Source organism: Streptomyces zinciresistens K42 (assembly GCF_000225525.1).
Lineage (GTDB): Bacteria > Actinomycetota > Actinomycetes > Streptomycetales > Streptomycetaceae > Streptomyces > Streptomyces zinciresistens.
This window is the reverse complement of record NZ_AGBF01000024.1, coordinates 1-12,362: the sequence shown is the minus strand read 5'-3', so window position 1 is coordinate 12,362 and position 12,362 is coordinate 1. Positions and strand designations below refer to the sequence as shown.

Annotated in this window: 10 protein-coding genes; 8 read left to right on the top strand and 2 right to left on the bottom strand. The window is 74.8% G+C overall.

The features are described 5' to 3' along the window. Window positions 1-22: 22 nt before the first annotated feature. Window positions 23-862: a transporter substrate-binding domain-containing protein gene (locus tag SZN_RS10775; protein ID WP_007494183.1), complete on the bottom strand. Its 840-nt coding sequence runs from the start codon at window positions 860-862 to the stop codon at window positions 23-25. 471 nt (window positions 863-1,333) lie between these two features. Between SZN_RS10775 and SZN_RS10770 the strand changes: the two genes are divergently transcribed. The 7 genes from SZN_RS10770 (at window position 1,334) to SZN_RS10740 (ending at window position 10,118) form a co-directional block, all read left to right on the top strand. Next, a complete protein-coding gene (locus tag SZN_RS10770; RefSeq protein WP_043729886.1) occupies window positions 1,334-2,128 on the top strand; it encodes a TIGR03084 family metal-binding protein in 795 nt (264 codons plus the stop codon). Continuing rightward, a complete protein-coding gene (locus SZN_RS10765; protein ID WP_007494179.1) occupies window positions 2,125-3,810 on the top strand; it encodes an acyclic terpene utilization AtuA family protein in 1,686 nt (561 codons plus the stop codon). Before SZN_RS10770 ends, SZN_RS10765 begins: the two co-directional genes overlap by 4 nt. Beyond that, window positions 3,807-5,405: an acyl-CoA carboxylase subunit beta gene (locus SZN_RS10760; protein ID WP_007494177.1), complete on the top strand. Its 1,599-nt coding sequence runs from the start codon at window positions 3,807-3,809 to the stop codon at window positions 5,403-5,405. The genes SZN_RS10765 and SZN_RS10760 overlap by 4 nt, the downstream gene beginning before the upstream one ends. A gap of 10 nt (window positions 5,406-5,415) precedes the next feature. Beyond that, window positions 5,416-7,260 carry an acetyl/propionyl/methylcrotonyl-CoA carboxylase subunit alpha gene (locus tag SZN_RS10755; RefSeq protein ID WP_007494175.1) on the top strand — a complete coding sequence of 615 codons (1,845 nt, stop codon included), beginning with the start codon at window positions 5,416-5,418 and terminating at the stop codon, window positions 7,258-7,260. Window positions 7,261-7,342: 82 nt separating this feature from the next. After that, a complete protein-coding gene (locus SZN_RS10750; RefSeq protein WP_007494173.1) occupies window positions 7,343-8,482 on the top strand; it encodes an acyl-CoA dehydrogenase family protein in 1,140 nt (379 codons plus the stop codon). A 290-nt stretch (window positions 8,483-8,772) separates the two neighbouring features. Further along, window positions 8,773-9,507 (top strand): enoyl-CoA hydratase family protein, encoded by a 735-nt coding sequence (locus tag SZN_RS10745; protein WP_007494171.1) that lies wholly within the window; start codon window positions 8,773-8,775, stop codon window positions 9,505-9,507. Continuing rightward, a complete protein-coding gene (locus tag SZN_RS10740; RefSeq protein ID WP_043729880.1) occupies window positions 9,495-10,118 on the top strand; it encodes a TetR/AcrR family transcriptional regulator in 624 nt (207 codons plus the stop codon). The genes SZN_RS10745 and SZN_RS10740 overlap by 13 nt, the downstream gene beginning before the upstream one ends. 15 nt (window positions 10,119-10,133) lie before the next feature. On the opposite strand, the gene pdxH is transcribed toward SZN_RS10740, so the two are convergent. Continuing rightward, window positions 10,134-10,841, bottom strand: coding sequence for a pyridoxamine 5'-phosphate oxidase (gene pdxH, locus SZN_RS10735; protein WP_007494166.1), 708 nt, complete (start codon window positions 10,839-10,841; stop codon window positions 10,134-10,136). A 369-nt stretch (window positions 10,842-11,210) separates the two neighbouring features. Here pdxH and SZN_RS10730 point away from each other — a divergent pair, with 369 nt between their 5' ends. Further along, complete coding sequence (locus tag SZN_RS10730; protein ID WP_007494164.1) at window positions 11,211-12,311, top strand: citrate synthase 2; 1,101 nt, start codon at window positions 11,211-11,213, stop codon at window positions 12,309-12,311. Window positions 12,312-12,362: the final 51 nt, after the last annotated feature.

Sequence of the window (12,362 nt, the reverse complement as noted above, 5' to 3'; positions counted from 1 at the left end):
GGCGGTCTCTCCTCCTGGGGCGTCAGCGGGACGTGCCCGCGGGCAGCCGGCGCAGTTCGGCGGCCATGTCGAGGCCGCCGAGCCAGCGGCGGGAGATGGTGGTCAGGGTGCCGTCGACGATCATGTCGCCGAGGGCGCCGTCGACCTTCTGCTTGAAGTCCTTCTGGTCCTTGCGGAACGTCATGCCGTTGACCTCGGTCTCCAGCAGCGCGCCGACCGCCTTGACGCTCAGGTCGTTCTTGTCGGCGAGGTAGGCGCCCTGGAACTTGGAGACGAGCGCGGCGTCGGCCCTGCCGCGTCCGACGTCGGTGAGGGCGAACGTGGCGTTGCGGTACGTCTTGACGCGGGCGCCGGGGATGTTCGTCCGGGCGAACTCGGCCTGGGTGGTGCCCTCGCTGACGGCGATGGTCCGGCCTTCGAGCCCGGACGGACCGCTCACCGAGGTGTTGCCGCGGCCGACGAACACGGCGATGCCGTTGACCTGGTAGGGCCGGGAGAAGCCGACCTGCTTCTTGCGCGCGTCGGTGATGGTCTGGCCGGAGACGACGATGTCGAACCGGCCGGCCCGCACCCCGCCGATGAAGCTGCCGAAGTCGGAGCCCACGAACTCGACCTTGCCGATGCCGAGCCGCTTGGCCAGCTCGCGGGCCACGTCGACGTCGTAGCCGGCCGGTTTGTCGTCCTTGAGGAAGTTCCAGGGTGGGTTGGCCTGGGTGAGGGCGACTCTGAGGGTGCCCTTGGAGCGGGCGTCGTCGAGGGTGCCGGCGGGGGAGCCGGCCGAGCAGCCTGCGGCCAGCACGGACCCGGCGGCGAGGGTGAGGGCAAGGCGACGGCATCGGGTGGGATGCGCGGTGATCGGCATGGTCGCGGTCCTTCCTGTACGGCGGTCGCCGCCCTGTGCGGGGGGCTCGGTCCCCGGCCCGGCGCGGGGCGCGGGAGGGGTACCGGAGAGGGGAGGGCGGAGGCGGTCGCTCGTCGGATGTGAGGGGCGCACAGGAAGAGTGCTCCTTACCACACCGGGCGTCAAGTACCCCTGAGGGGTATTTACCGCGGAGAAACACGGTGTTCGAACGGCGACTCGCGCAGCCTGAACTCCCCGGCGGCGAAGGGGCGTCGAGGCCGCGGAGGGCTCCGGCCGGACCGCGGCACCGGAGCATCGGCAGGCGCGGCCGCCGTGTGTGCCGGACCGCGCCACCCCGGGATGCTTCCCCCCGGCGCCGCCCGGTGAACGGCGGAATTAATGCAAGCACGCTTGCTTGTTTTGAGTGCCGCTGCCATGCTCCTCACCACACCGCACGACCCCGCACACCGCCGTGCCCCGAGGGAGCGCACCGTGTCCGATCCGACGCCCGTGTTCGACGATCTGCGCGAGGAGAGCGAGGAACTCGACCGGCTCGTCGCCGCCTTGGGCCCCGAGCGGTGGGCGCTCGCCACCCCGGCGCCGGGCTGGAGCGTCGCCCACCAGATCGCGCACCTCGCCTGGACGGACCGCTCGGCGCTGCTGGCGGTGACGGACGTGGACGCCTTCCACACCCTGGTCGAGAAGGCGCTGGTGACCCCGGGTTCGTTCGTCGACGACGGGGCGGCGGAGGGGGCCGCCCTGCCGCCCGACGTGCTGCTGGCGCGCTGGCGCGAGGGGCGGCGGGCCCTGGACACCGCGCTGCGCGCGGCACCGCGGGGCGTCAGGTTCCCCTGGTACGGGCCGCCCATGTCGGGCGCCTCCATGGCCACCGCCCGGCTGATGGAGACCTGGGCCCACGGCACGGACGTCGCCGACGCGCTGGGGGTGGTGCGCGCCCCCACCGACCGGCTGCGGCACGTGGTGTTCATCGGGGTGCGCACCCGGGACTTCGCCTTCGGGGCCAACGGCCTGCCGGTCCCGCACGAGCCCTTCCGTATCGAACTGACCTCCCCGTCGGGCCAGTTGTGGACCTACGGCCCGCAGGACGCCGAACAGCGCGTCACCGGACCGGCGCTCGACTTCTGCCTCCTGGTCACCCAGCGCGCCCACCGCGCCGACCTCGCCCTGCGCGCCGAAGGCCCCGACGCGGAGCGCTGGTTCGACATCGCCCAGGTCTTCGCGGGACCGCCCGGCGCGGGCCGCGCCCCGAAGGGGGACGCCCGGTGAGCCCCGCCCGCCCGCTGCGGATCGGCAACGCCTCCGGCTTCTACGGCGACCGCTTCGACGCCCTGCGCGAGATGCTCACCGGCGGCGAACTGGACGTCGTCACCGGCGACTACCTCGCCGAGCTGACCATGCTGATCCTCGCCCGGGACCGGCTGAAGGACCCCGGCGCCGGATACGCCCGCACCTTCCTGCGGCAACTGGAGGAGTGCCTGGGCCTCGCGCACGAGCGGGGCGTGCGGATCGTCGCCAACGCCGGCGGGCTCAACCCGGCCGGACTCGCGGACGCCGTACGCGCGTTGGCCGGCCGGCTCGGGGTGCCCGCACGCGTCGCGCACGTCGAGGGGGACGACCTCACCGGCCGCTTCCCGGGCGCGCTCGCCGCCCACGCCTACCTCGGCGGCTTCGGCGTCGCGGCCTGCCTGGACCGGGGCGCGGACGTCGTGGTCACCGGACGGGTCACCGACGCCGCCCTCGTCACCGGCCCGGCCGCCGCCCACTTCGGCTGGCGGCCGGGCGACCACGACCGGCTCGCGGGCGCCGTCGTCGCCGGGCACGTGCTGGAGTGCGGGACGCAGGCGACCGGCGGCAACTACCCCTTCTTCGGCGAGGGCGACGTCACCCGCCCCGGCTTCCCGCTGGCCGAGCTGCACGAGGACGGCAGCTGCGTCATCACCAAGCACCCCGGCACCGGCGGCTTCGTCGACGCCGGCACGGTCACCGCGCAGCTGCTCTACGAGACGGCGGGCGCCCGCTACCCGGGACCGGACGTCACCGCCCGGCTGGACACCGTACGGCTCACGCGGGACGGCCCCGACCGGGTGCGGATCGAGGGCGTGCGGGGCGAGGCGCCGCCGCCGGACCTCAAGGTCGGCGTCAACCGGCTCGGCGGCTTCCGCAACGAGGTCGTCTTCGTGCTCACCGGGCTCGACATCGAGGCCAAGGCCGCACTCGTACAAGGGCAGATGGCGCAGGCCCTCACCAAATCACCTCCCGCAGAGGTCCGTTGGGACCTGGTGCGCACCGACCGGCCCGACGCGCCCACCGAGGAGACCGCCGCCGCGCTGCTCAGGCTGGTGGTGCGCGACCCGGACCAGGAACGCGCCGGACGGGCGCTGGGCGCGGCCGCCGTGGAACTCGCCCTCGCCAGCTACCCCGGCTTCCATGTCCTCGCGCCCCCCGGCAAGGGCACCGCCTACGGCGTCTTCGAGGGCGCGTACGTCCCCCGCGGCGAGGTCGGCCACACCGCCGTCCTGCACGACGGGCGGCGGATCGAGGTGCCGCCGGCCCCCGCGACCGCCGTACCCGAGGAGGTCCCGGAGCCCGCGCTGCCGCCGCCCTGGCCCGCCGGGCCCACCCGGCGCGCGCCGCTCGGGCTCCTCGCCGGGGCCCGCAGCGGGGACAAGGGCGGCGACGCCAACGTCGGCGTCTGGGCGCGCACCGACGACGCCTGGCGCTGGCTCGCGCACGAGCTGACGGCCGCCAGGTTCCAGGAGCTGGTCCCCGAGAGCCGCGACCTCGCCGTGACCCGGCACGTCCTGCCCCGGCTGCGCGCCCTGAACTTCACCGTCGAGGCGATCCTCGGCGCGGGCGTCGCCGCCCAGCACCGCTTCGACCCGCAGGCCAAGGCCCTCGGCGAATGGCTGCGCTCCCGCCACCTGGACATCCCGGAGAGTCTGCTGTGACCGTCCTGCCGTCCACCCTGGACACCGACGACCCCGGCCACCGGGCCAACCGCGAGGCCATGCTCGACAAGCTCGCCGCCCTGGACGCCGAGCACGCCAAGGCCCTCGCGGGCGGCGGCCCCAAGTACGCCGAACGCCACCGCGGCCGGGGCAAGCTGCCCGCCCGCGAGCGGATCGAGCTGCTGCTCGATCCGGACACGCCGTTCCTCGAACTGTCCCCGCTGGCCGCCTGGGGCAGCGACCACACCGTCGGCGCCTCCCTGGTCACCGGCATCGGCACCGTCGCGGGCGTGGAGTGCCTGATCACCGCCAACGACCCGACCGTGCGCGGCGGCGCGAGCAACCCCTGGTCGCTGAAGAAGGCCCTGCGCGCCAACGACATCGCCCTCGCCAACCGGCTGCCCGTGATCAGCCTCGTGGAGTCCGGCGGCGCCGACCTGCCCTCGCAGAAGGAGATCTTCATCCCCGGCGGCGCGATCTTCCGGGACCTGACGCGGCTGTCGGCGGCCGGCATCCCCACCGTCGCGGTCGTCTTCGGCAACTCGACGGCGGGCGGCGCCTACGTGCCCGGCCTGTCCGACCACGTGATCATGGTCAAGGAGCGCGCCAAGGTGTTCCTCGGCGGGCCGCCCCTGGTGAAGATGGCCACCGGCGAGGAGAGCGACGACGAGTCCCTCGGCGGCGCCGAGATGCACGCGCGCGTGTCCGGCCTCGCGGACCACTTCGCCGCCGACGAACCCGACGCCCTGCACCGGGCGCGGCGCGTGGTCGCCCGCCTCAACCACCGCAAGGCGTACCCCGATCCGGGCCCGGCCGAGCCCCCCAGGTACGACCCCGAGGACCTCCTCGGCATCGTCCCCGGCGATCTGCGCACCCCCTTCGACCCGCGCGAGGTCGTCGCCCGCGTCGTCGACGCCTCCGACTTCGACGAGTTCAAGCCGCTGTACGGCACCAGCCTGGTCACCGGCTGGGCGGCGCTGCACGGCTATCCGGTCGGCGTGCTGGCGAACGCCCAGGGCGTGCTGTTCAGCGAGGAGTCGCAGAAGGCCGCCCAGTTCATCCAGCTCGCCAACCAGCGCGACATCCCGCTGCTGTTCCTGCACAACACCACCGGCTACATGGTCGGCAGCCGCTACGAGCAGGGCGGCATCATCAAGCACGGCGCCATGATGATCAACGCGGTCAGCAACAGCCGCGTACCGCACCTGTCCGTCCTCATGGGCGCCTCCTACGGCGCCGGCCACTACGGCATGTGCGGCCGCGCCTACGACCCCCGCTTCCTGTTCGCGTGGCCCAGCGCCAAGTCGGCCGTCATGGGCCCGCAGCAGCTCGCCGGCGTCCTGTCGATCGTCGCCCGCCAGTCGGCCGCCGCGAAGGGACTGCCGTACGACGAGGAGGGCGACGCGGCGCTGCGGGCCATGGTGGAGCAGCAGATCGAGTCCGAGTCCCTGCCGATGTTCCTGTCCGGGCGGCTGTACGACGACGGGGTCATCGACCCCCGCGACACCCGCACGGTCCTCGGCGTGTGCCTGTCCGCCCTCCACACCGCGCCCTACGAGGGCGCGCGCGGTGGCTTCGGCGTCTTCCGGATGTGAGGAACCACCCGTGATCACTTCTGTCCTCGTGGCCAACCGGGGCGAGATCGCCTGCCGGGTCTTCCGCACCTGCCGCGCGGCGGGCATCCGCACGGTCGCCGTGTACGCGGACGCCGACGCCGGCGCCCTGCACACGCGCGCGGCCGACACCGCGGTACGGCTGCCGGGTGCGGCGCCCTCCGACACCTACCTGCGCGGCGACCTGATCGTGCGGGCGGCCCTCACCGCGGGCGCCGACGCCGTGCACCCCGGCTACGGCTTCCTCTCCGAGAACCCCGGCTTCGCCCGCCGGGTCCTGGACGCCGGACTCACCTGGATCGGCCCCTCGCCGGAGGCGATCGAGGCCATGGCGTCCAAGACGCGCGCCAAGGAGCTGATGGGCGTCGAGCCGCTGCGCGAGGTCACCGAGGCCGACCTGCCGGTCCTGGTGAAGGCCGCCGCGGGCGGCGGCGGACGCGGGATGCGGGTGGTGCGCCGGCTCGCCGACCTGGACGCCGCACTCGACGGAGCGCGCGCCGAGGCCCGCGGAGCCTTCGGCGACGGCGAGGTCTTCGTCGAGCCCTACCTGGAGGACGGCCGGCACGTCGAGGTGCAGATCCTCGCCGACACCCACGGCACGGTCTGGGTCCTGGGCACCCGGGACTGCTCCCTCCAGCGCCGCCACCAGAAGGTGATCGAGGAGGCACCCGCGCCCGGCCTGCCACCCGAACTCACCGCGTCCCTGCACGAGATGGCGGTCCGCGCCGCACGGGCCGTCGGCTACACCGGCGCCGGCACCGTCGAGTTCCTCGTCGCCGCGGGCGACGCGCACTTCCTGGAGATGAACACCCGCCTCCAGGTCGAACACCCCGTCACCGAGGCCGTGTACGGGGTGGACCTGGTCGCCCTCCAGATCCGCGTCGCCGAGGGGCACGCCCTGGACGAGGCACCGCCGCCCGCGCGCGGCCACGCCGTCGAGGCCCGCCTGTACGCCGAGGACCCGGCCCGCGACTGGGCCCCGCAGACCGGCACCCTGCACCGGCTCGCCGTCCCCGGCGGCATCCGCCTGGACTCCGGCTTCACCGACGGCGACGAGATCGGCGTCCACTACGACCCGATGCTCGCCAAGGCCGTCGCCCACGCCCCCACCCGCGCGGAGGCCGTCCGCGCCCTCGCCGGGGCCCTGGAGCGCGCCGCCGTCCACGGCCCGCCCACCAACCGCGACCTCCTCGTCCGCTCCCTGCGGCACGAGGAGTTCACCACCGCGCGCATGGACACCGGCTTCTACGGCCGCCACCTCGCCGAACTCACCGAGCCCGCCCCCGACCCGCTCGCCCCCCTCGCCGCGGCCCTCGCCGACGCCCACGGCCGCTCCCGCTTCGGCGGCTTCCGCAACCTCCCCTCCCGGCCGCAGACCAAGCGCTACCTCCTCGCGGGGGAGGAGACCGAGGTCCGCTACCACCACACCCGCGCGGGCCTGGCGGCCGACGGGGTGCGCGTCGTGCACGCCGACGCCGCTCTCGTCGTCCTCGAAGCCGACGGCGTACGGCGGACGTTCGAGGTCGCGCGGTACGGCGACGAGATCCACGTCAACGCCGACCGGCTGACCGCGCTGCCCCGCTTCCCCGAGGCGGCGGCCCAGCACGCGCCGGGCTCGCTGCTCGCGCCGATGCCGGGAACCGTGGTGCGCGTCGCCGAGGGCCTGACGGAGGGCTCGGCAGTCGAGGCCGGTCAGCCCCTGCTGTGGCTGGAGGCGATGAAGATGGAGCACCGGATCTCGGCCCCGGCCTCGGGAACGCTCAGCGCCCTGCACGCCGCCCCCGGCCGCCAGGTGACCGTCGGCGCCCTCCTGGCAGTGGTGCAGCCGGCCCCGTAGGCACGCCGGACCGCACCGGACGCGCGGCCGCCGCCGCGTGAGCGCGACCAGCCACAGCAGACCCGCCCCCGGAAGGAGCCCCATGCCCGCCATCGTCGAAACCGAGGAACACAAGGCCCTGCGATCCGCGGTAGCCGCCCTGGGCAGACGCCACGGCCGCGCCTACGACCGGGAAGCCCTCTGGTCGGAGGCCGCGAAACTCGGCTACCTCGGCGTCAACCTGCCCGAGGAGTACGGCGGCGGAGGCGGCGGCATCGCCGAACTCTCCCTCGTCCTCGAAGAACTCGGCGCCGCCGGCTGCCCGTTGCTGATGATGGTCGTCTCCCCGGCGATCTGCGGCACGGTCATCGCCCGCTTCGGCACCGAGGACCAGAAGCGCCGGTGGCTCCCCGGCCTCGCCGACGGCACCCGCACCATGGCCTTCGGCATCACCGAGCCCGACGCCGGCTCCAACAGCCACCGCATCACCACCACCGCCCGCCGCGAGGAGGCGACCGGGGACTGGCTGCTCACCGGGCGCAAGGTCTTCATATCCGGCGTCGACATCGCCGACGCCACCCTGATCGTCGGCCGGACCGCGGACGCGCGCACCGGCAGCCTCAAGCCCTGCCTGTTCATCGTCCCGCGGGAGACGGAGGGCTTCCGGCGGCGGCAGATCGACATGGAACTCGACGCCGCCGAGAAGCAGTTCGAGCTGACCCTGGACGAGGTCCGGCTGCCCGCCGACGCCCTCGTCGGCGACGAGGACGCGGGCCTGCTCCAGCTGTTCGCCGGACTCAACCCCGAGCGCGTGATGACGGCCGCCTTCGCGATCGGCATGGGCCGCCACGCCCTGGCCAGGGCCGTGGAGTACGCCCGCGAGCGCACCGTCTGGAAGGCCCCCATCGGCGCCCACCAGGCCATCGCGCACCCCCTCGCCCAGGCCCACATCGACCTCGAACTGGCCCGCCTGATGATGCAGAAGGCGGCCGGTCTCTACGACGCCGGGGACGACGCCGGCGCGGGGGAGGCCGCCAACATGGCCAAGTACGCGGCCGGGGAAGCCTGTGTGAGGGCCGTCGACCAGGCCGTGCACACCCTCGGCGGCAACGGACTCACCCGCGAGTTCGGGCTCGCCTCGCTGATCACCGCGGCCCGCGTCTCCCGGATCGCCCCGGTGAGCCGGGAGATGATCCTCAACTACGTCTCGCACCAGACCCTGGGCCTGCCCAAGTCGTACTGAACGGCCCCCGGGGGCGCCCGTGCCGCCGCACGAGGAGGAACCGCGTTCCACGGCGGGTACGCGGACGTCCCGGCCGCGGAACTCCCCCGCCCGCCACGACGCCGGCGACGAGATCCCGCACGCCCCCGTCGTCCGCCGGGCGCCGGCCGGGCGCCGGCCGGCCGGGGACGCGGTGGCGGCGCACGCCGCCGAACACGCCGCCCCCGGCGAGCCGGTCCGCCGGTCCGCCTTCCCCGACGCCGTGCCCCGCGCCGCGAACCGCGGGCCGCCCGAGAACCCACGGAGCGCACATGACACCGATCGGCCGCACCCGCACCCGCGGCGTGCAGACCCTGAGCCTCGACTCCCCGGACACCCGCAACGCGCTCTCGGCGGCCCTGGTGGCCGCGCTCTCGGACGCCCTCGCGGACTGCGCGCAGGACGCCGGCGTCCGCGCGGTCGTCCTCACCCACACCGGCACCACCTTCTGCGCGGGCGCCGACCTGCGCGACCCCCCGGCGCCGGACGCGCTGGTGGCGCTGCTGCGGCAGCTCGTCGCACTGCCCCTACCGGTCGTGGCCCGCGTCACCGGGCACGTACGCGCGGGCGGCGTCGGCCTGCTCGCCGCGTGCGACATCGCGGCCGCCTCGCACACGGCGACCTTCGCCTTCACCGAGGTGCGCATCGGGGTGGCCCCCGCGGTGATCTCGCTGCCTGTCCTGCCGCGCGCCGACCCGCGCGCGCTGGCCCGCTACTTCCTCACCGGTGAACGCCTCGACGCCGCCGAGGCGGTCCGCGTCGGCCTGCTGACCGCGGCGGGCGAGGACGTCGACGCGGTGCTGGCCCCGGTCCTGGACGGGCTGCGCCGCTCCTGCCCGCAGGCCCTGGCCGAGACGAAAACGCTGCTCACGGCTAAGGTGCTGGAGACCTTCGACCGGGACGCGGCCGCCCTGACCGCGCTCTCGGCCCGGCTGTTCTCCTCGCCCCAGGCCCGCGAGGGGATGACGGCCTTCCTCGAACGACGGGATCCGGAGTGGGTGGTGTGAGCACAGTCGGCGACCGCGTGGACCGCACGGACCGCGTGCCCAAGCAGGACCGCAGCCGCGCCACCCGGCAGCGGCTCCTGGAGGCCGCCGTGGCGTGCCTGGCCGAGCACGGCTGGGCGGGCTCCACGGTCTCCGCGGTCGCCGAGCGCGCGGGCGTCTCGCGCGGCGCGGCCCAGCACCACTTCCCGACCCGCGAGGACCTCTTCACGGCGGCCGTCGAGTACGTCGCGGAGGAACGCTCGACGGCCCTGCGCCGGCTCTTCCCCGAGGGCGCCGCCGACGACCGGCACGCCGTCGTCTCCGCCCTGGTGGACCTCTACACCGGCCCGCTGTTCCGCGCCGCCCTGCATCTGTGGGTGGCCGCCTCCGACGAGGAGCAGCTGCGCCCCCGGGTCACCGAGCTGGAGGCCCGGGTGGGCCGCGAGAGCCACCGCGTCGCCGTGGACCTGCTCGGCGCCGACGAGTCCCGGCCCGGCGTGCGGGAGACGGTCCAGGGCCTGCTGGACATGGCCCGCGGCCTGGGCCTGGCCAATCTGCTCACCGACGACGCCGTGCGCCGCGCGCGCGTGGTGGCGCAGTGGTCGGCGCTGGTGGAGGACTCGCTGAGGTGACGGCGGGCGGCGCGCTCAGGGGCTCAGCCGCTCCACCCGCCAGCTGCCGTCCTGCCCGGCCACGTAGCGCAGCCGGTCGTGCAGCCGGTTCTCCCGCCCCTGCCAGAACTCCACCGTGCGCGGCGCCACCCGGAAGCCGCCCCAGTGCGGCGGGACCGGCACCCGCTCGCCCTCGGGATAGCGGGCGGCCAGCTCCGCGTAGGAGGCGTCCAGCTCGGTGCGGGAGGCGATGACCGACGACTGGGCGCTGGCCCACGCGCCCAGCTGGGAGCCGTGCGGGCGAGTGCGGAAGTACGCGGCCGTCTCGTCGCGTCCGGTGCGCCGCGCGACGCCCGAGACGAGGACCTGGCGGCCCATCGGGTGCCAGGGGAACAGCAGCGACACGTACGGGTTCGCGGCGAGGTCGCGGGCCTTGCGCGAGTCGTAGTTGGTGTAGAAGACGAAGCCCCGCTCGTCGAACTGCTTGAGCAGCACCGTGCGGGAGGCGGGGCGCCCCTCGGCGTCCGCGGTCGAGACGACCATCGCGTTCGGCTCGAAGAGGCGGGCCTCCGTCGCGGCCTGCCGGAACCAGCGCGCGAACTGCCCCACCGGGGTGGCGGCCAGGTCCGTCTCCGCGAGGCCCTCGGCGCGGTAGTGCTTGCGCATGGCGGCCGGGTCGGGCACCGGCTCGGCGGGATCGAGGGGGAGGTCGTCTCGGTCGGTCACGCCGTCATCCTGCCTCATGCGGCGCGCGCCGTCCGCCGGTGTTCCACGTCAATGAGTGGCATTGAGTGGCACTGAGTGCCGCAAGGGCTCCCCAAAGGTGGCACTCAGGGATATCTTGTGGTGACCCGATGACGTTCCGGTCGGATGAGCGCGGGCCGTACGGGGCATCACAGGGGTACGCCCCGGACCGCGAGTCCGCAGAGGCCCGGACCGGCCGGTGCGCCGGAGTCCGGGTCCGTGACCGTGGATCCACCGGGCGTGCGTCCCGCGTGCGCCCGCCCACCCGTGCCCGTACCACCCACCGCTCGCACCACCCACCACTCGCACCACCCGCAGCTCGCACCATCCGCAACCCCATCCGTCGCACCCATCACGAGGAGCCGCCTGATGTCCGACTTCGTACCCGGACTAGAGGGAGTCGTCGCGTTCGAGACGGAGATCGCCGAACCGGACAAGGAGGGCGGCGCGCTGCGGTACCGGGGCGTCGACATCGAGGATCTGGTCGGCCACGTCTCGTTCGGCAACGTCTGGGGCCTGCTCGTCGACGGCGCCTTCCGCCCCGGCCTGCCGCCCGCCGAACCGTTCCCGATCCCCGTGCACTCCGGCGACATCCGCGTCGACGTCCAGTCCGCCCTCGCCATGCTCGCGCCGGTCTGGGGCCTGAGGCCCCTGCTGGACATCGACGAGGGCCGGGCCCGCGACGACCTGGCCCGCGCCGCCGTCATGGCCCTGTCCTACGTGGCCCAGTCCGCGCGCGGCCAGGGGCTGCCGATGGTCCCGCAGCGCGAGATCGACAAGGCGCGGTCCGTCGTCGAGCGCTTCATGATCCGCTGGCGCGGCGAGCCGGACCCCCGGCACGTCGCCGCCGTCGACGCCTACTGGACCTCCGCCGCCGAGCACGGCATGAACGCCTCCACCTTCACCGCCCGCGTGATCGCCTCCACGGGCGCCGACGTGGCCGCGGCGCTCTCCGGCGCCGTGGGCGCGATGTCCGGCCCGCTGCACGGCGGCGCCCCCTCGCGGGTCCTGCACATGATCGAGGAGATCGAGCGCACCGGAGACGCCGACGCCTATGTGCGCCGGACCCTCGACCGCGGCGAGCGCCTGATGGGCTTCGGCCACCGCGTCTACCGCGCCGAGGACCCGCGCGCCCGCGTCCTGCGCCGCACCGCGCGGGAGCTGGGGGCCCCGCGCTTCGAGGTCGCCGAGGCCCTGGAGAAGGCGGCCCTGGCCGAGCTGCACAGCCGCCGTCCCGACCGCGTCCTCGCCACCAACGTCGAGTTCTGGGCGGCCATCGTCCTGGACTTCGCCGAGGTCCCGGCGCACATGTTCACGTCCATGTTCAGCTGCGCCCGTACGGCGGGCTGGTCGGCGCACATCCTGGAGCAGAAGCGCACCGGCCGCCTCGTCCGCCCCTCCGCCCGCTACGTCGGCCCCGGCACCCGCGACCCGCGCGAGGTCGAGGGCTACGCCGACATCGCGCACTGAGCCCGCCCGGCCGCCCGGCGCCCCGCGGCCCGGCGGCCCCACGCCGGGCCG